This is a genomic window from Burkholderia sp. AU17457, from assembly GCF_002223255.1.
GTDB lineage: Bacteria > Pseudomonadota > Gammaproteobacteria > Burkholderiales > Burkholderiaceae > Burkholderia > Burkholderia sola.
This window is the reverse complement of the sequence record NZ_NKFB01000005.1, coordinates 1,967,191-1,986,628: the sequence shown is the minus strand read 5'-3', so window position 1 is coordinate 1,986,628 and position 19,438 is coordinate 1,967,191. Positions and strand designations below refer to the sequence as shown.

Annotated in this window: 9 protein-coding genes; 2 read left to right on the top strand and 7 right to left on the bottom strand. The window is 68.1% G+C overall.

Annotated elements, in window-relative coordinates:
* Positions 1–240 precede the first annotated feature (240 nt).
* Together CFB49_RS26195 and pbpC are read left to right on the top strand one after the other, a co-directional pair.
* Positions 241–6,243: an alpha-2-macroglobulin family protein gene (locus tag CFB49_RS26195; RefSeq protein ID WP_089492691.1), complete on the top strand. Its 6,003-nt coding sequence runs from the start codon at positions 241–243 to the stop codon at positions 6,241–6,243.
* 54 nt (positions 6,244–6,297) lie between these two features.
* The gene (pbpC, locus tag CFB49_RS26190) at positions 6,298–8,721 is read left to right on the top strand and encodes a penicillin-binding protein 1C (RefSeq protein WP_089492690.1); all 2,424 of its coding nucleotides are present in this window, start codon (positions 6,298–6,300) and stop codon (positions 8,719–8,721) included.
* Between the two features lie 24 nt (positions 8,722–8,745).
* Here the strand turns inward: pbpC and CFB49_RS26185 are convergent, their stop codons facing one another.
* From CFB49_RS26185 to CFB49_RS26155, 7 genes are all read right to left on the bottom strand, one after another.
* Positions 8,746–10,152, bottom strand: a complete 1,407-nt coding sequence (locus CFB49_RS26185; RefSeq protein ID WP_089492689.1) for a methyl-accepting chemotaxis protein — start codon at positions 10,150–10,152, stop codon at positions 8,746–8,748.
* Between the two features lie 228 nt (positions 10,153–10,380).
* Positions 10,381–11,451 carry a porin gene (locus CFB49_RS26180; RefSeq protein WP_089492688.1) on the bottom strand — a complete coding sequence of 357 codons (1,071 nt, stop codon included), beginning with the start codon at positions 11,449–11,451 and terminating at the stop codon, positions 10,381–10,383.
* Positions 11,452–11,666: 215 nt separating this feature from the next.
* A complete protein-coding gene (acs, locus tag CFB49_RS26175; RefSeq protein ID WP_089492687.1) occupies positions 11,667–13,649 on the bottom strand; it encodes an acetate--CoA ligase in 1,983 nt (660 codons plus the stop codon).
* A 250-nt stretch (positions 13,650–13,899) separates the two neighbouring features.
* A complete protein-coding gene (locus CFB49_RS26170) occupies positions 13,900–15,780 on the bottom strand; it encodes a sigma-70 family RNA polymerase sigma factor (RefSeq protein ID WP_089436959.1) in 1,881 nt (626 codons plus the stop codon).
* Positions 15,764–16,078, bottom strand: a complete 315-nt coding sequence (locus tag CFB49_RS26165) for a high-potential iron-sulfur protein (protein WP_089436958.1) — start codon at positions 16,076–16,078, stop codon at positions 15,764–15,766. The genes CFB49_RS26170 and CFB49_RS26165 overlap by 17 nt, the downstream gene beginning before the upstream one ends.
* A gap of 103 nt (positions 16,079–16,181) precedes the next feature.
* Positions 16,182–17,387, bottom strand: coding sequence for a c-type cytochrome (locus CFB49_RS26160; RefSeq protein WP_069617478.1), 1,206 nt, complete (start codon positions 17,385–17,387; stop codon positions 16,182–16,184).
* A 79-nt stretch (positions 17,388–17,466) separates the two neighbouring features.
* Positions 17,467–19,188 (bottom strand): methanol/ethanol family PQQ-dependent dehydrogenase, encoded by a 1,722-nt coding sequence (locus CFB49_RS26155; protein ID WP_069617477.1) that lies wholly within the window; start codon positions 19,186–19,188, stop codon positions 17,467–17,469.
* Positions 19,189–19,438 lie beyond the last annotated feature (250 nt).

Sequence of the window (19,438 nt, the reverse complement as noted above, 5' to 3'; positions counted from 1 at the left end):
CAGCGCTCGGGAGGCGGACCCGCACCCGCGGAAATCCGCCCGACCGGCCGGTCATCGGTCGGCGTTGCGCGGCGGCACGCCGATATTTCCATCGTTTCGGGTCTGATCGATAATGGCGCCCAGCATCCGGTCGAACATACCAAATCATCACGGCGCAACCGGGCCGCGCCGTCACAGACCCATAACGATTCGGGGAAGGTTGCCGCTTGGGCAGCATGTCCTTGACAAGGAAATAACAAAATGGATTTGCTGCGTTTCTTGCTGCTCCTGCCGATCCGGGCAGCGGGCTTCGTGTGGTGGCTGCTCGGCTGCGCGCTGCGGCCGCTGGTCGGCGACGTGTCGTGGACGGCGCCCGCATGGATGGGCGTCACCGCCGCGGCCGTGCGCCGCCGCCCGTGGCATGCCGGCGGCGTCGTGCTGCTCGCGGCCGCGCTCGGTTACGGCGGCTACTGGTTCAAGCATCGCCCGAAGCCGCCCGAGCCCGAAACCGTCGGCTTCACCGTGAAGGCGCCGGCGATCACGACCTACGAGGTCGACGACACCGACAAGCCGAAGATCACCGTGCATCCGCTGGAAGTGGCGTTCTCGCAATCGGCCGCGCCGATCGAACAGGTCGGCAAGCCGGCCGGCGACGGCATCGAGATGACGCCCGCGCTGAAGGGCGCGTGGGAGTGGGCCGACGACAAGACGCTGCGCTTCACGCCGGCGGCCGACTGGCCGGTCGGCGCGCACGTCGAGGTGCGCTTCGCCGTGCATCGCGTGTTCGCGCCGCAGGTGACGATGCGCGACGACCGTTTCGCGTTCGACGTGCCGGCGTTCGCCGCGACGGTCGGCGACAACCAGTTCTACCAGAACCCCGACAATCCGGCGGAGAAGCAGGCGCTGCTGCAGTTGCGGTTCAACTACCCGGTCGATCCGGCCGAGTTCGAGAAGCGCATCGGCCTGGTGCTGGTCGGCCGCGACGGCAAGACCGTGTCGCCGCTGCGCTATACGGTCAACTACGACAAGATGAAGACGAGCGCGTGGGTCTACTCGCAGCCGCTCGAGATTCCGCGCGATCCGCTGGCGGTGCGGCTCGACGTCGACAAGGGCGTGAAGAGCGCGCGCGGCGGCAACGGCACGGCGGACGTACTGCACGCGTCGGTCGACGTGCCGGGGCTGTACAGCCTGTCGATCGGCAATATCGCGCCGACCCTGGTCGACAACGAGCGCTACGAGCCGGAGCAGGTGCTCGTCGCCGAAGCGTCCGACGGTGTGCGCAGCGCCGAGCTGGCCGCGCGCGCGAAGGCGTGGGTGCTGCCGAAGCGCAAGCCGGGCGTCGATCAGTCGGACGACGATCCGCCGTACGAATGGAACCTGGTCGACATCAGCGACGCGGTGTTGAAGCAGTCGAAGCCGCTGCCGCTCGAAGCGGTGCCCACCGAGAACGACTATGCGACGCTGCAAAGCTTCAAGTATCACGCGACGCCGGGCGATCGCATCGTCGTGCGAATCGAGGGCAACCTGAAATCGGCGGGCGGTTACCTGCTCGCCGAGGCGGCGACGACCGCGTTCACGGTGCCCGACTATCCGAAGCTGCTGCGCTTCATGGCCGACGGCTCGCTGCTGTCGATGAGCGGCAGCAAGCGGCTGTCGGTCGTGTCGCGCAACCTGCCGGGCATGAAGGTCGAGATCGGCCGCGTGCTGCCCGACCAGATCCAGCATCTCGTGAGCTTCAACAACGGCACGTACGCGCGGCCCGAGCTGTCGTATTCGTTCAGCGAGGATCACATCGTCGAGCGCTTCGTGCAGACCCGCGCGTTCCCCGCCGGCGACCCCGGCCGCGCCCATTACGAAGGCGTCGACCTCGGCCAGTATCTGAAGGACGGCAAGCGCGGCGTGTTCCTGCTGCACCTGTCGAAGTACGATCCGGCGGCCGAGAAGAAGAAGGCCGACGACGCGACGGACGGCGACGCGGCGTCCGATGAGGGCGGCCACGATCAGTCCGACAACGCCGATTCGGGCGACAGCAGCGGCAACGGCGACGACGGCGACAACGCACTCGGCGATACGCGCCTGATCGTCGTGACCGATCTCGGGATGCTGGTCAAGAAGGCGCTGGACGGCAGCCAGGACGTGTTCGTCCAGTCGATCCGGTCCGGCAAGCCGGTTGCGGGCGCAACCGTGTCGGTGCTCGCGGTGAACGGGCAGGCGCTGTTCACGCAGACGACCGGCGCCGACGGCGTCGTGCATTTCCCCGCGTTCAAGGGGCTCGACCGCGAGAAGCATCCGCAGCTGTACGTCGTGAAGAAGGACACCGACCTGTCGTTCCTGCCGGTGGCCGGCCGCGACCGTCAGCTCGACTTCTCGCGCTTCGACGTCGACGGCGAACGCAACGCGACGGGCCAGGGGCAACTGTCCGCGTACCTGTTCTCGGATCGCGGGCTGTACCGGCCCGGCGATCCATTCCACATCGGCCTGATCGTGCGCGCGGCCAACTGGGCGCGCAGCCCGGCCGGCGTGCCGCTGCAGGCGGAGATCGTCGATCCGCGCGGGATGACCGTCGAGCGCAAGCCGGTGACCGTCGACGCGACGGGCTTCACCGAGCTCGGCTACACGACCGCCGAAACGGCGCCGACCGGTACGTGGACGGTCAACCTGTATATCGTCAAGGACGGTCAGCCGGGCGCCGAGCCGATCGGCAGCACGACGGTGCAGGTGAAGGAATTCCTGCCCGACCGGATGAAGGTCGACGCGAAGCTGTCGCAGCAGGTCGTCGAAGGGTGGGTGAAGCCGAAGGGCCTGAAGGGCATCGTCGATGCGCAGAACCTGTTCGGCACGCCGGCCGAGAAACGCCGCGTCGCGGCGACGCTGACGCTGCGCCCCGTGTGGCCGTCGTTCCGCAGCTGGCAGGGGTATCACTTCTTCGACGCACGCCGCGCGAAGGAGGGCTACACGACCGCGCTGCAGGACGGCACGACCGACGACAAGGGTCATGCCGAATTCGATCTCGATCTCGACAAGTACGCGGACGCGACCTACCAGCTCTACTTCCAGGCGAAGGCATATGAAGCGGAAGGCGGCCGCAACGTCGCCGCGAACGCGCAGACGCTCGTATCGAACAACGACTGGCTCGTCGGCTACAAGTCGGTCGACGATCTCGGCTACGTGAAGCGCGGCAGCCCGCGCACGGTGCGGCTCGTCGCGATCGATCCGGGCGCGAGGGCGATCGACGTGAAGGACCTGCGCGCGCAGCTCGTCGAGCAGCGTTACGTGTCGGTGCTGACGAAGCAGGATTCCGGCGCCTACAAATACGATTCGCGGCTGAAGGAAGTGCCGGTCGACGAGAAGCCGCTGTCGATTCCGGCAGCCGGGCTCGACTACGCGCTGCGCACCGACAAGCCGGGCAGCTATGCGCTCGTGATCCGCCGCGCCGATGGCGCCGCGGTGAACCGGATCGAGTATTCGGTCACGGGCGCCGCGAACGTCACGCGTTCGCTCGACCGCAACGCGGAGCTCCAGGTGAGCCTCGCGAAGCACGACTTCAAGCCGGGCGAGCAGGTGGAAATCGCGATCCGCGCGCCTTACGCGGGCAGCGGCCTGATCACGATCGAGCGCGACAAGGTGTATGCACATGCGTGGTTCCATGCGGACACGACGAGCTCGATCCAGCACATCACGGTGCCGGCCGGCTTCGAAGGCAACGGCTACATCAACGTCCAATACATCCGCGATCCGTCGTCGGACGAGATCTTCATGAGCCCGCTGAGCTACGGCGTCGTGCCGTTCTCGGTGAACCTCGATGCGCGCCGCAACGCGGTGAGCGTCGATGCGCCGGCGCTCGTGAAGCCGGGCGATACCGTCAACTTCACCGTGCATTCGGCGAAGCCCGCGAAGGTCGTGGTGTTCGCGGTCGACGAGGGCATCCTGCAGGTCGCGCGCTACAAGCTCGGCGATCCGCTGAAGTTCTTCTTCCGCAAGCGGATGCTCGAAGTCGGCACGTCGCAGATCCTCGACCTGATCCTGCCGGACTTCGAGAAGCTGATGGCGATGGCCGCGCCGGGCGGCGACGCCGACGACGCGGTCGGCCGCCAGTTGAACCCGTTCAAGCGCAAGCGCGACAAGCCGGTCGTCTACTGGTCGGGGATCGTCGACGTGAACGGCGACACACGCCTGAGCTACACGGTGCCCGACTACTTCAACGGGAAGCTGCGCGTGATGGCCGTGTCGGTGTCGCCGGACCTCGTCGGCACGTTCGAAAGCGCGACGACGGTGCGCGGCGATTTCGTGCTGTCGCCGAACGTGCCGACGACGCTCGCGCCGGGCGACGAGGCCGACGTCAGCGTCGGCGTCGCGAACAACCTGACGGGCGTCGGCAACCAGCCGGTGCCGGTGGCGGTCACGCTGAAGACGGGCCCGCAGTTGCAGGTGATCGGGCCGGCGACGCAGAACGTCGCGCTCGCGCCGCAGCACGAAGGCGTCGCGCTGTTCCGCGTGAAGGCGACCGATACGCTCGGCTCGGGCGCGCTGTCGTTCGGCGCGCGCTACGGCGCGAAGGGCGCGCAGCAGCGTGTCGACGTGTCGGTGCGGCCGGCCGCCGCGTTCCGCACGCAGCTCGACATCGCGCGGCTCGACCCGGGCAAGAAGACGGACGTGCCGAACCTGCGGTCGATGTACGACGCGTATGCGTCGCGCGACGCGAGTATTTCCACGGCGCCGCTGGTGCTGACCGAAGGGTTGTCGTCGTTTCTCGTCAACTTCGATCACTACTGCAGCGAGCAGATGGTGAGCGCGGCCGTGCCGCGCGTGTTCGCGGCGAAATGGCTGTCGGCGCGCGCGCTGACGAGCGCGATGCATGCGCCCGAGGCCGGCGTCGATGCGGCGAACGCGAGCGCGATTGCGCAGTTCCTCGGCGTGCTGCGCACCCGGCAGAACGCGCAGGGCGGTTTCGGCCTGTGGAGCGCGACACCCGATGCCGATCCGTTCGTGTCCGCGTATGCGATGCACGTGCTGCTCGACGCGCGCGAGCGCGGCGTCGCGGTGCCGAAGGATATGCTCGACGCGGGCAATCAGTACTTGCAGCGGCTCGCCGCGAACGATTCGCTCGGCTCGCTCGATCTGCTGCGGCAGCGCGCGTACGCGGTGTACCTGCTGACGCGCCAGGGCAACGTGACGACCAACAGCCTCGCGGCCGTGCAGAAGCGGCTGCAGGCGGCCTATCCGAACGACTGGAACAGCGATCTCGCGGCCGCGTGGCTCGCTGCGTCGTATCAGTTGCTGAAGCAGGACAAGGAGGCCGCCGCGCTGATCGCCGGGCCGCAGGCGTTGCTCGAACGCAAGCGCGCGTCCGACGGCGGTGATGCGACCGGCTATTACATCGATCCGCTGACGCGCGACGCGAGCGTGCTGTACCTGCTCGCGAAGCACTTCCCGGAGCGCGTGCGCAAGCTGTCGCCGCGCGCGATGGACAACCTCGCCGCGCCACTCGTCGACAATCGCTACAACACGCTGTCGTCGGCGATGACGATTCTCGCGCTCGACGCGTATGCGGCATCGAACGCGGGCCAGCTCGACCGGCTCGCGATCAACGAGATGCGCGCGGGCGCCGCGCCGAAGGACGTGTCGTCGATCCAGGCGAACCTCGTGCGCTCGGGCACGTGGGCGGCCGGCGCGTCGCGCGTCGAGTTCGTGAACGGCAGCGCGCTGCCGGCATGGTGGGTCGCGAGCCAGTCGGGCTACGACCGCGGCACGTCGACGAAGGCGATCAGGAACGGGCTGGAGATCGTGCGCGACTACACGGATACCGACGGCAAGCCGCTCGCCAGGATCGCGCTCGGCCAGGAGATCGACGTACACCTGAAAATTCGCGCGACCGGTTCGGCGAACGTCGGCAACGTCGCGATCGTCGACCTGCTGCCGGGCGGCTTCGATCCCGTGATCGCGCCGCCGCCGGTGATCGACACGCAGGACGGCGACGGCAACGGAGACGGCAGTGCATCGGCGCCGGCGGCCGACGCACCGTGGCATTCTCCGATCGGCGTGAAAGGCTCGACGTGGCAGCCGCAGTTCGCCGATATCCGCGAGGATCGCGTGGTGATCTACGGCACCGCGACGACCGACGTGCGCGAGTTCGTCTACCGGATCAAGGCGAGCAACGCGGGCCGCTTCGTCGCGCCGCCCGCTTACGGCGAATCGATGTACGACCGCCGCGTGCAGGCGCAGGCGCCGGGCGGCACGGCGCTGACGGTGGAGCGCGTGCGATGACGGGGCCGTCGTACCGGTGCCGCGGGCCACGGCCGTCGTCAGGCGCGAGCGGGCATGGCTGACGCATCCGTGCTCCGGCGCGCGCTGCACGGCGCCGGCCGCTGGCTGCATCGCTGGCAGAACTGGCTGGTCGGCACGCTGCTCGTGTTCGGCGTGCTGGCCGCGTGCAGGCTGTGGCCGCATCCGCCGCTGCGCGACTGGAAACCGTCGTCGGTCGCGGTGACGGACGCTCACGGCCGGCTGCTGCGCCTGACGCTCGCGAAGGACGATCGCTACCGGCTGTGGGTGCCGCTCGACCGGATGTCGCCGCAGCTCGTCGAAGCCGTGAAGCTGCACGAGGACCGCTGGTTCCGGTGGCATCCGGGTTTCAATCCGTACGGGCTCTTGCGCGGCGCGTGGATCACCTATGTGCGCGGCGGCAATCCGCAAGGCGGCTCGACGCTGACGATGCAGCTTGCGCGTTCGCTGTGGAAGCTGAACACGCGCACGCCGGCCGGCAAGCTCGAGCAGGTCGCCCGCGCGGTGCAGCTCGAACTGTTCTATTCGAAGCGGCAGATTCTCGAAGCGTATCTGAACGACGCGCCGTACGGCCGCAACGTCGAAGGCGCGGGCACCGCGAGCGTCGTCTATTTCGACCGGATGCCCGATGCGCTGACGCTGCCCGAGGCGCTCGCGCTCGCGGTGATTCCGCAAGACCCGGCGCGGCGCGTGCGCGGCGGGCAGGACGAGATCAACCGCGCGCTGGCCGCGTCGCGCAATCGGCTATATGCGCGCTGGCTGACGAAGCACCCGGGCGATGCGTCGCTCAAGCCGTTGTTCGCGTTGCCGCTCGCGATGCGGCCGCTGTCCGCGCTGCCGTTCGACGCGCCGCATGCGGTCGATCAGGCGCTGGCCGCGCGCAGCGCGTGGCGCACGATGTCGCGCGGCGCGGCGGACGATGGCAACCGCGACAGCGATGGTGGCGCGCGTCTTGCGACGACCGTCGATCTCGACCTGCAACGCACGCTCGAACGGCAGATTTCACGCTACGTCGCGCGCAACGATACGCGCGGCGTGCGCAACGCGGCGGCCATACTCGTCGATACGCGCGACATGGGCGTGAAGGCGCTGGTCGGCTCCGCGAACTTCTTCGACCGGACGATCGACGGGCAGGTGAACGGCACGCTCGCGCGGCGCTCGCCGGGCTCGACGCTCAAGCCGTTCATCTATGCACTGGGCTTCGACCAGGGCGTGCTGCATCCGCAGACCGTACTGCGCGACGTGCCGACTTCGTTCGGCCCGTATGCGCCGGAGAACTTCGACGGCCATTTCCTCGGGCCGATCACGGCGACCGACGCGCTGAACCGCAGCCGCAACGTGCCGGCCGTGTGGGTCGCGTCGCAGCTCAAGTCGCCCGACCTGTACCGGTTCCTGCGGGACGCCGGCGTGCGCCGGCTCGCAAGCGCGCAGCACTACGGGCTCGCGCTCGTGCTCGGCGGCGGCGAGGTGACGATGCAGGATCTCGCGGCGCTGTATGCGATGCTCGCGAACCGCGGCGAGTTCCGGCCGCTGCGGCTGCGCGCGGACGAGCCCGCGCTGCCCGGCCGGCGCCTGCTGAGCGCCGAAGCGAGCTACATGACGATGGACATGCTGCGCCAGCACCTGCGCCCCGACGAAACGAGCGGCGCGCAGCCGTCGAGCGTGCCCGTGTACTGGAAGACCGGCACGTCATGGTCGTTTCGCGATGCGTGGACGGCCGGCGTGTTCGGCCCGTACGTGCTGGTCGTGTGGATCGGCAATTTCGACAATTCGACCAATACCGCGTTCGTCGGTGTCGATGCGGCGGCGCCGCTGTTCTTTCAGGTCGTCGATGCGCTGAATGCCGAGCGCACGCTCGTCGAGCCGCCGCGCGCGGTGCCGGCGAAACTGAAGCGCGTGCGCGTCTGCCTCGCGAGCGGCGACCTGCCGAACGAGTGGTGTCCGCAGCAAGGCTGGACGTGGTTCATCCCCGGCACGTCGCCGATTCGCGTGAGCACCGTGCACCGGCCCGTCGTGATCGACGATGCGACGGGGAAGGCCGCCTGCCCGCCGTACGACGGCAAGCGCACGCATACGGAGGTCTTCGAATTCTGGCCGTCGGACTTGCAGCAGGTGTTCGCGCAGGCCGGCATTCCGCGCCGGCGGCCGCCGCAGAATGCGGATTGTCGCGATGCCGGGCAGCTCGAAGGCGATCCGCCGCGCATCACGTCGCCGCTGCGCGGCAGTACGTATGCGATGCGCGTGAAAAGTACCGACGAAACGCGCATCGCGTTCAACGCGACCGCCGATGCGAGCGCGCATGCGCTGTACTGGTTCGTCAACGACGCGTATGTCGGCCGCAGCGCACCGGGCGACGCGCTGTTCTGGCAGCCGCGCACGGCCGGCAGCTATACGGTGCGGGTGGTCGACGATCACGGGCGCAGCGACCAGCGGCCGCTGGGCGTGGGGCTGGAGCAGTAAGGCGCGCGGCCCGCTCGCGCCGGTTCAAACGGTGTAGCCGATCCGCAGGACACCCCATGGCCGTCCGCCGACGACGATCGGCGCGGACACGTCCTTCATCAGCACGAACTGGCCGTTGCCCATGTCGCGCCGATAGGTTTGCAACAGGAACGGCTTGTCATGCGCCACGGACATGCGCGCCGTGCGGTCCGTGTAGATTCGGCGATTCCGGCAATTCGCCGCGTTCCACGCGGCGTCCGCGCGCTGAGGCAGCGAGAACTTGCGGTTGTGGGTCGGCAGGTAGCACTGCCGGTCGAAGCTCGCGCAATAGACGACGCGTGCGTCGACGTCGAGCACCGGCTCCTGGATCGCCGGCAGCACGCGGTCGGTGAACGCCGTGAAGCGCGTCATGAACTGTGGCGGGTCGGTGCCCGGAATCGGTTCGTAGTGCGCGTCGAAGAGCGCGTCGAGTGCGATGTCGCCGCGGGCGACCGCTTCCTCGAAGAGTTTGCTGATCGTGGCGGCCGTGCTCCGCGCGGTGTCGATCAGGCGCGTGTCCGGCGATTCGATGCCGGTCGCGGCGGTGAGCTCGATCAGCGTCTCGGAGACGGAGAGCAGATTGCCGAGGCGGTCTTTGGCCTGCGAGAAGTTGTCGGCCGAGTTCTCGACGCCGGACGCCATCTCGCCCACCTGTTCGTCGAGACGGTGGCACTGCGCCTCGATCTCGTCCGTCAGCGATGCGATCTGTTCGGCTTCACCCGCGAGCTCGGTGATCGCGTGCCCGGTCGCGTGCACGACCTCGCCGATCGTGCGCGTGCCCTCGCGCACGCGATGCGCGCGGGCGGCGTTGTCGGTGCCGTCCGCGAGCAGGTGTTCGGTCTGCTCGGCGAGCCGCGCGAGCGTCGTCTCGATCTGGGCCGTCGCCTGCCCGGTCTTCGCGGACAGGTTCTTGACCTCGGCCGCGACGACCGCGAAGCTGCGGCCCGACTCGCCGGCGCGCGCGGCCTCGATCGCGGCGTTCAGCGCGAGCAGGTGGGTCTGGCGCGCGATGACGGAGATTTCCTCGGACACGGCTCGCACATGATCGAGCGCGTCGCGCAGCGCGCCCATCTGATCGCTGATCGTGGTGACGCCCTCGACGAGCCCGTGAATGTCGGCGAGCGACGCCTCGATCGTCTGCTGCGACTGCCGGACCGCATTCGACGCATTGGCGCTGACGTCCCGCACCTGCTGCGCGGCCTCGGCGATCCGGTGGTTGCCGCGCAGCGTGAGGGCGGCCGATTCGCGCAGCGTGTGGCAGACCTCCGCCTGCCGGGCGACGCGGGCCGCGACTTCCTCGACGTGGCCCGACACGTCGCAGATCTCGATGCCGAGCCTGCCGGCCTGCTCGGCGATGTCGCCGACGAGCGCGCGCGACGAACGGCGGCCGCGGCCGATTCCGAAGAGGTTCACGTTGGTGGGTCTCCTTGAGGGCACGCGCGCCGGGTTCCCGGTGGATGTCGCGCATGCGTTCCTGACTTGACGGCCGCACGGCCGCGGACTTGAGGTCGGGTAAACATCGAGATCGGCGCGCCGGATGGCGGGGCCGGCGCCGGGCGGGGCGCGTTTGCACGACGTTCGCGTGAGGAATCCGTGGTCGGACTGGCGGCGCGAGGCGGCCGCCCGTGCTCGGGCGCCGTGTCAGAACACGTGATGGATGCCGGCGTTGACGCCGACCGTCGTGCCCGGCAATCCGTACAATGCGCCGCCCGTGATGCCGAGGCCCGTATTCATCGCGCCGTGGTTGTTGACCACGCCGACCTGCGCATACAGGCCCGTTCGTTTCGACAGGCTGTAGTCGGCGCCGATCGCGGCGAGCAGCGAATGATTGTGCGAATCGTTGCGGTCGGTCGTGTACCACGCGCCGGTGTTCAGGTCGAGGGCCGGCGTGACGCGATAGTCGAGGCCGGCGCTATACACGTTGTTGCTGAACGAGCCGGCGACCTTGTAGCTCGTGAACGATGCCTTGCCGGTCACCGGCCCGAACGTATAGGCGGCGCCGATCGTGCGGCCGACGAACGCGACCGTGCTCGGCACCGGCGTCGGCGACGTGCCGCCGTTGCCGTCGTAGAGCGCCGCGTTGAGCATGAAGCCGCCGTTCGTATAGGTGACGCTGCCGGAATACTGGCGTCCCGCCTGGAAGTCGCCGGCCTTTCCGCCGAAGCCGAACATCGCGCTGGCCGTCAGCCCGGCGATCGTCGGGCTCGTATACGAAATCGCGTTCGGGTTGAAGAGGCCCGTGACGAGCACGTTGTCGACATATGGCACCAGCGCGGCGCCGAAGTGCGAAACGTTGCGCGGATCCGATCCGAGTATCGCGAGCACGAACGGCGAGAACTGCAGACCGACCTTCGTTTCGCCGAATGCGCCGTCGATCCCGACCCACGCCTGGCGGCCGAAGAAGTTGCCGTTCGAATGGCCGAACGCGCCGTCCGTGATGTTGAAGCCGCTTTCCAGCTTGAATCGTGCGTGCAGCCCGCCGCCGAGTTCCTCGGTGCCCGTGATGCCGAAGTTGGTCGGCGTCATGCCCGTATCGGTCAGCGCGAACTGGCGCCCGGCGTTGCCGCCGGTTGCCGAATCGAGCGACCGGCTCGTATAGAGCAATGCGGCGTCGAGGTCGCCGTACAGCGTGACGCTGCTCTGCGCGAAGCTGCTCGTGCTCGCTGCCGTGCCGAGCAACGCCGCGCAAATCGTTTGTGTCATTTTTTTCATCGTCTGTCTCCGTTTTGTGAATGTTGTAATACGTACGACTAATTAAAAATGCAATGGCGGAAGCGATGCGAGCCGCCTGCATGCCGTGCCGTCGGGGAACGCACGGCGATGCTTGTCGCCGGCGCGAACGCGGCCGCGAGCCCGGCGTGGTAAACGGGCAAGCGGTCGTGCTTCGGCGCCGCGGTGAAGCGATAGGCCCGCCGTGGCGGGCGGTGTCACATCGAGCGGTTCAGCTGCTCCAGGATGGCCGGATTCTCGAGCGTGGACGTATCCTGCGTAATCGCCTCGCCCTTCGCGAGCGATCGCAGCAGGCGCCGCATGATCTTGCCCGAGCGCGTCTTCGGCAGGTTGTCGCCGAAGCGGATGTCCTTCGGCTTCGCGATCGGCCCGATCTGCTTGCCGACCCAGTCGCGCAGCGTCTTCGCGAGCGCCGCCGCTTCGTCGCCTTCCGGGCGCGAACGCTTGAGCACGACGAACGCCACGACCGCCTCGCCCGTCGTGTCGTCCGGACGGCCGACCACCGCCGCCTCGGCCACGAGCTCGTGCGACACCAGCGCCGACTCGATCTCCATCGTGCCCAGCCGGTGGCCCGACACGTTCAGCACGTCGTCGATCCGGCCCATGATCGTGAAGTAGCCGGTCTCCTTGTCGCGTACCGTGCCGTCGCCGGCCAGATACAGCGTGCCGCCGAGTTCTTCCGGGTAATAACTCTTCTTGAAGCGCTCCGGGTCGCCCCAGATCGTGCGGATCATCGCGGGCCACGGACGCTTGACCACGAGAATCCCGCCTTGCCCGTTCGGCACGTCCTGGCCCGTCTCGTCGACCACCGCGGCCGTGATGCCCGGCAGCGGCAGCGTGCACGAGCCCGGCACGGTCGGCGTCGCGCCCGGCAGCGGCGTGATCATGTGGCCGCCGGTTTCGGTCTGCCACCACGTGTCGACGATCGGGCAGCGCTCGTGGCCGACGTGTTTGTGGTACCACATCCACGCTTCCGGATTGATCGGCTCGCCGACCGTGCCGATGATGCGCAGGCTCGACAGGTCATAGCGCTTCGGGTGGACCGTCTCGTCGGCTTCGGCCGCCTTGATCAGCGAACGGATCGCGGTCGGCGCGGTGTAGAACACGGTGACCTTGTGGTCGGCGATCATCTTCCAGAAGCGGCCGGCGTCCGGATAAGTCGGCACGCCCTCGAACACGACCTGCGTGCCGCCGCACGCGAGCGGCCCGTACGTGATGTACGTGTGGCCCGTGACCCAGCCGATGTCGGCCGTGCACCAGAACACGTCGTCGGGTTTCCAGTCGAAGGTCCACTTCATCGTCTGCGCGGCCCACAGCAGGTAGCCGCCGGTGCTGTGCTGCACGCCCTTGGGCTTGCCGGTCGAGCCCGACGTATACAGGATGAACAGCGGATGCTCGGCGCCGACCCAGGTCGGCTCGCACGTGTCGGACTCGCCGTCGGTCAGCTCGTGCATCCACAGGTCGCGCTCCGCATGCCAGTCGATCTTGCCGCCGGTGCGGCGATAGACGATCACGCTCTTGAGCGCGTCGCAGCCGCCCATCGCGATCGCCTCGTCGGCGATGCTCTTGAGCGGCAGCGTCTTGCCGCCGCGCGCCTGCTCGTCGGCGGTGATCAGCGCGACCGCGCCGACGTCGACGAGCCGCTCGTTCAGCGATTTCGCGGAGAAACCGCCGAACACGACCGAGTGCGTCGCGCCGATACGCGCGCAGGCCTGCATCGCGACGATGCCTTCGATCGACATCGGAATATAGATGACGACGCGGTCGCCCTTGCCGATGCCGCGTTTCTTCAGCGCATTGGCGAAGCGCGACACGCGTGCGAGGAGATCCGCATAGGTGACGCGGGTGACGGTGCCGTCGTCGGCCTCGAAGATCACCGCGACGCGCTCGCCGTTGCCGGCTTCGACGTGGCGGTCGAGGCAGTTGTACGACGCGTTCAGCTCGCCGTCGTCGAACCACTTGTAGAACGGCGCGTTGCTCTCGTCCAGCACCTTGGTGAACGGCTTGTGCCACGTGAGGCCCTCGCGCGCGAGACGCGCCCAGAAGCCTTCGTAATCCTGATCGGCCTCGGCGACGAGCGCGCGATAGGCCGGCATGCCGGAAATGGTCGCCGTCTTCTCGAGCGCCGCGGGCGGCGCGAACTGACGGGTTTCGTGAAGAACCGATTCGATCTTGGACAAGCGTGTCTCCCTGCGTTCGTGTGATTCCAGACGGTGCTCGGGAAAACGCAACATGCATGCCAGTTGTGCGACCGGTGCGCGGCTGCGGCAAAACCCGCGACAGCCGGGCGCGTGATGCCCGATTCAGCCAGGCCGTCGGGTTTGCGGACGGTATCGCGATGCGGCGAGGCGTTCACAAATGCAGCAGGCGTGTTGCAGTCCTGAGCAGTCGGGTGTGCGATCCGGCTGGCGCTCGTCCGGCACCGCCGCGTCAGGCAAGCAGCGAGCGCAGTGCCGGTGCGTGCCTGAATTGCCGGATGCGTTCGAGCGCCGCCACCTCGAGCTGACGAACGCGTTCGGCCGACAGATTCAGTTGCCGGCCGATCTCGCGCAGCGAATACTCGTTGTCGACGTCGATCCCGTAGCGCAGGCGAAGAATCCACGCTTCGCGAGCGGGGAGGCAATCGATCAGTGCAGTGACCGCCGTGCGCAACTGGCCGGCGCTCGCGGCTTCTTCAGGCGTCGGCGCGTCGGGGTCGATCGTGACGTCGCACAGCGTGAGGTCGTGATCGGGCGAAACCGGCAGGTCGGCCGAGATCGGTTCGCGCACGATGCCCATCAGCTCGCGCACTTTGTCGACCGGCAACCGCATCTGCGCGGAAAGCGCGCGCGCGTCGGCGACGTCGCCGGTTCGTTGCCGATGGACGCGCGCGAGCCGCGACAGCTTGTTGAGCGCATCGACCGTATGCGCGGGCACGCGTATCGTGCGCCCCAGATCGGCGAGCGCATGGGTGATCGCCTGCCGGATCCACCAGGTCGCATAGGTCGAGAATTTGAAGCCGCGCCGGTGATCGTAGCGATCGACGGCCTTCATCAGGCCGATATTGCCTTCCTGGATCAGATCGGAGAACGGCAGGCCGCGATCGGTATAGCGTTTGGCGACCGACACGACGAGCCGCAGGTTGCTCTGGAACAGCTTCGTTCTCGCGGGTTGCATCGTCCGCTCGATACGCGAGAAGCGCGCGTCGAGCGCGATCGCGATGTCGAGCGGCAACGGCGACTGAGCGGCGACGCGCGCGAGCGCGCTGCGTGCGTCGATCAGCGCCGGCGCATGGCGGGCGAGGGCGGTGGCGCAGTCGGGGTGCGCGGCGCTGCGTGCGTGCAGCCATGCGTACACGTCGTCGCACGGCGTGAAGAGGTCGTGGCGTGCGGATGGCGTACGGATGCCCGAGGCGGCCAGCGTGTCGACGAGCCGCTTTTCGAATGTGCGCGCCCGGGCCGCGCGCTCGCGGTTCGCTTGCCCGATGCGTTCGATCGCGCGCGACGTGAAGCGGATGGCGCCGGTCAACGCGGCAGCTTCGCGCAGCAGCGCCCGGCAAGCGGCCGACGCGAAACCGTCCGTGTGCAATGCATGCTGCATGGCCGGCGCCAGCGCACCGGCGCGCTCGAGCGCTTCGACGACCGTATCGTGCCACGCGGGGCTGTCGACCGAAGGGCCGGCCGCATCGTCCGACATCGGCGACACCATGGCCGGATCGTCGGGCAACATCGTCAGCATGTTTGCAGGCGATTCGACATCCCCGGTAAGCCCCGTCACGTAAGCCGACGCCGCCACCTTGCCGGCACGGATGTCGTCCGCGATCGCCGCGACGGCGGCGAGTGCCGCCGGATCGCGGCTCAATGCGTCGACGCATGCGGCGCGTCCGCTTTCCAGATGAAGCGCGAGCGCGATCTCTTCGTCGCGTTCGAGCAGCGGCGTCGCGCTCATTTCCCGCAGGTAGAGCCGGACCGGATCGTTGGTCCGGCCCGCGAGCAGGTCGTCGGCCGCGAGCGGCGTCGATGCGTCGGCGAGCGACGACGCGACTTCCGACACCCGCGCAAAATGACGTTCGAGCGTCCATGCAGCGTGCTCGCCGGCATGCTCGCGTACGTCGATGCCGAACTCGCGCAGCATCGACGCGGCTGCGTCGACGTCCGCGCGTTCGACCGTCTCGTCGGGCAACGCGTCGGCGATTTCGCCGGGCGTCACGTATCCGCGGTCGATGCCCAGCGCGATCAGCGCATGCAGATTTACCGCGCGTTCGGCATCCGCGCCGCGACGCGACGCGTCGTCGCGCTCGCGGGCGGCCCCGGCATCAAGCGAGCTTGGCATAGACGTTGCACCAACCTTCGGCGGCAACCGTCTTGCCCGCGAACATCGGGCACGTACCGACCGATTCGCCGGCGGCAGCCTTGTAGAAACGGCAGTTCGAACACGTCTGGCCGGCCTGATATTTCGGAAACTTGCCCGCGTCGACGGTGGTCGCCTTGGCGCGGTAGCCGAGCGTCTTCGCTGTCGCGTCGTTTTCGTCGACGGGCGGGGCGGCCGCGAATGCGCGTGTGCCGGCCGCGAGCGTGGCGCACAGGCCGGCGGCCTGCACGATGAAGGTTCTGCGATGGCGGGAGATCATGGTGTCGTCCTGAACGAAATGAAAGGAAAGGAAAAAGCCGGGCCCGCGCGCCGGGCATGCTGCCCGGCGCGGCGGTCGACCGAAACGAAAGCGGGCGGGAAAGTTACTTGCGCGGCCCGGCGATGAGCGGCGCCTTCGACGCGTTGGCGATATCGGCGGTCAGCTTGCTCTGCGACGCGTCGTAGCCGTTCGAGTAAAGCAGGAACGCCATCAGGTCCTCGTATTCCTGTGCGGTCATCTTGCCGGGGCGATCGGCCGGCATGTTGCTCGACATGTACAGGAAGATGCCGCCGACCGTGATGTGCGACTTGCCCTCGGGCGCGAACGATTCCCCGCTCAGCGCGGGCGCGGTATTGCCCTCGAGCTGGTCGCCGTGGCATTTCGCGCACGCATCGCCGTAGAGCTTCTTGCCGTGTTGCACCTGCGCCTGGTCGAACGACGGGACGCCGCTGCCTTCGCTCGTCGAAACCTTGATGAAGCCGCTCCTTGCCGGCCGCTGCGCGGACGCGACCGCGCCGTCGAGAAACCGGCCGGGCGCGTGCGTGGCGGCGGCTTGCGCGATGTCGGCGGGAAGCGTCCAGCCGCGCGTGAGCGATGCGAGACGGCCGTTGCCGCTCATCTGCGACAGCGTGGCGTCGATGCGCTTTTGCAGCGCGTCCTTGCCCGGCCCGAATGCGAACGACAGTTGCCAGTCCGAGTACGGCGACGATGTCGCCGCAACCTTGAACCGCTGTTTCGGATGGGCACGCTCGTACGCGACGACGCTCGGATACCAGACGATCGCGCGCTGCGCGCGGCCCGCGGCGAGCGCGCCGATCGTTTTCTCGCTCGTGTTCTCGAGGTCGAAGCGCGCGTTTGCCTGCTGCGCGGCGATCAGTTGCGACGGGCTCCCGTACGTGGCCGCGATCGTTTCCTTGGCGCCGGACGGCGCTTGCGCATCGGGCAGCGACACGCTGACGTAGCCGGAGCGCAGATAGCCCTGCGAGAACGTCATTTTCGATCCCGACGCATCGGCGATCGCCGAACGCGGGAAGCCGGCGATCACGTCGCAGTCGCGTTCGAGCGATTTCGTCAGCTCGCTGGCGGAGATGCCGTCGTCGTCGCCGTTGTCGTCGACGCCGCGTGTGTTGAAGGTCGCGACGATGCCCGCGGCGCGGAATACTTCGCGGGCAACGGAGCGGTCGAGCGCGGTGGTCGGGCTGCCGGGCAGCGTGCAGACGCGCACGCCGGCCGACGCGGCTGCCGGTGTCAGCGCCACGCCCACGGCGAGCAGACTGGCGACGGTAACGAAAGTGAGGCGAGTATTCATGGTCTGTGTCCGGTTGAAGCGGGTGGGGCGTCGCGCCCGCATCGGGCGCATGCGGGCGCGACTCGGGCGTGGCGCCGGGTCAGTTCAGCGCGAACACGTAAAGCGTGCCGCCGCGCGGAACGTCCTTCGCGATGTCCGCCATCGGGCCGCCCCAGATCGGGTTCGCGCCGCCGTAGCCGGCGAGCACGGCGACATACTCCTTGCCGTCGACCTCGTACACCGACGGCTGCGAGATGATGCCGCTCGCCAGTTGCGGGCTTTCCCACAGCACCTTGCCGGTCGCCGTATCGAACGCATACAGGTGGCCGTCGAGCGAGCCGCTGAACGCGAGGCCGCTCGCGGTGGTCGCGACGCCGCCGTTCCACGGCTTCTTCGACCAGTGGCTCCACAGCTTCTTGCCGGTGTTCACGTCGATGGCCGTCAGTTCGCCGTAGCCTTCGCTGCCCGGTTCGGGCTTGATCTCGAAGCCTTCGCCGAGATACGGCAACCCTTCCATGTAGCTGACCGACTTGCCGGTCAGGCTCATGCACGCATGCAGCGCGGGCACGACCGCGATGTTGCGTTCCTGGTCGTACGAGATCGACCACCAGTTCTTGCCGCCGAGGAAGCTCGGGCACGTCTCGATCGTCGTGCCGGCCTTCGGGAACTTCGATGCGTCCTGGATCGGCTTGCCGTCTTCCGTGTAGCCGGTGACCGACAATGCCTTCACGAACGGCGTCGCGTAGATCAGCTTGCCGGTCGTGCGGTCGATCGCGTGGAAGAAGCCGTTGCGGTCCGCGTGGATGATCGCGTCGTAGTCCTTGCCCTTGTACTTGATGTCCGCGAGGACGGCCGCGTTCACGCCGTCGTAGTCCCACGTGTCGTTGTTCGTGTACTGGTAGTGCCACTTCAGGTTGCCGCTCTTCGCATCGAGTGCGAGCAGCGAGTCGGAATACAGGTTGTCGCCGGGGCGCAGCGCAGCGAGCCACGGGCCGGGGTTGCCGACGCCCCAGTACAGCGTGCGCGACGCGGCGTCGTACGTGCCGGTGAGCCACGCGGCGCCGCCGCCGTGGCTCTGCATGCCGTCGGGCCAGGTTTCCGCGCCCTTTTCGCCGGCGGCGGGGATCGTGTAGCGTTTCCAGACCTGCGAGCCGTCCTCCGGATTCAGCGCGGCGATGTAGCCGCGAATCCCGTATTCGCCGCCGGACGTGCCGACGACGATCGCACCGTCGATCGCGAGCGGCGCAAGCGAGAACGCGTAGCCGAGGCCCGGCTCGAACATCTGCTTCTTCCACACGAGATTGCCGGTCTGCGCGTCGAGCGCCGCGATTTCGCCGTTCAGCATCGCGATGTAGACGTTCTTGCCGTACAGCGCGACGCCGCGGTTGACGACGTCGCAGCACGCGGTCTTGAACGAGGCCGCGCCGAGCTTCGGCTCGTATTTCCACAGCTGCTTGCCGGTCTTCGCATCGAATGCGTAGACGTTGTCCTTCGGCGTCGTCACGAACAGGTAGTTGCCGTTGACGATCGGCGTGGCCTCGAAGCCCTGCTTCAGGTCGGCGGGGAACTTGTACGCCCACACCTGCTTGAGATCCTTCGCGTTCGACGTGTCGATCTGCTTGAGCGGCGAATGCGAGCGGCCGTCGTAGGTGCGGTAGTAGGTCAGCCAGCCCGGATCACCGTGTGCATCGGTCAGGCGCTGGTAGGTCACGGCCGGGTAGTCCGCGGCCGCTTCGACGAGGCCGGGGTTCAGCGCGACGGCGGCTGCCACCGCGATGCCGATCGTCGCCAGCCGGCTCGCTGAAGCCGAGAGTTTCTTCATGGTTGTCTCCTGGGTCATTGTGGTCGCACCGTCGCGAACGATTCGTCGCGCCGGCACGGTGGGGTTTCCGGGCCGAGTGCACTGCCCGTTACGCAAATCGCATGCCATCGCGGCAGGAAGGCGGTGTGGCGCGGCACGCCGGCGCATCGCGTGCGATGGGGCGATCGACGACGCGCGCCATGGCGTCAGCGCAGGTGTTGCATTCAGGTACACCGTCGCGCGCGAAGTGTTGCCAAACATGACAGGTGGC

What these genes read in the sequence shown, in the direction of transcription:
- CFB49_RS26195 (WP_089492691.1), top strand. Translation starts at nt 241, where the DNA reads ATGGATTTGCTGCGTTTCTTGCTGCTCCTGCCGATCCGGGCAGCGGGC.
- pbpC (WP_089492690.1), top strand. Translation starts at nt 6,298, where the DNA reads ATGGCTGACGCATCCGTGCTCCGGCGCGCGCTGCACGGCGCCGGCCGC.
- CFB49_RS26180 (WP_089492688.1), bottom strand. Translation starts at nt 11,451, where the DNA reads ATGAAAAAAATGACACAAACGATTTGCGCGGCGTTGCTCGGCACGGCA.
- CFB49_RS26170 (WP_089436959.1), bottom strand. Translation starts at nt 15,780, where the DNA reads ATGCCAAGCTCGCTTGATGCCGGGGCCGCCCGCGAGCGCGACGACGCG.
- CFB49_RS26165 (WP_089436958.1), bottom strand. Translation starts at nt 16,078, where the DNA reads ATGATCTCCCGCCATCGCAGAACCTTCATCGTGCAGGCCGCCGGCCTG.
- CFB49_RS26160 (WP_069617478.1), bottom strand. Translation starts at nt 17,387, where the DNA reads ATGAATACTCGCCTCACTTTCGTTACCGTCGCCAGTCTGCTCGCCGTG.
- CFB49_RS26155 (WP_069617477.1), bottom strand. Translation starts at nt 19,188, where the DNA reads ATGAAGAAACTCTCGGCTTCAGCGAGCCGGCTGGCGACGATCGGCATC.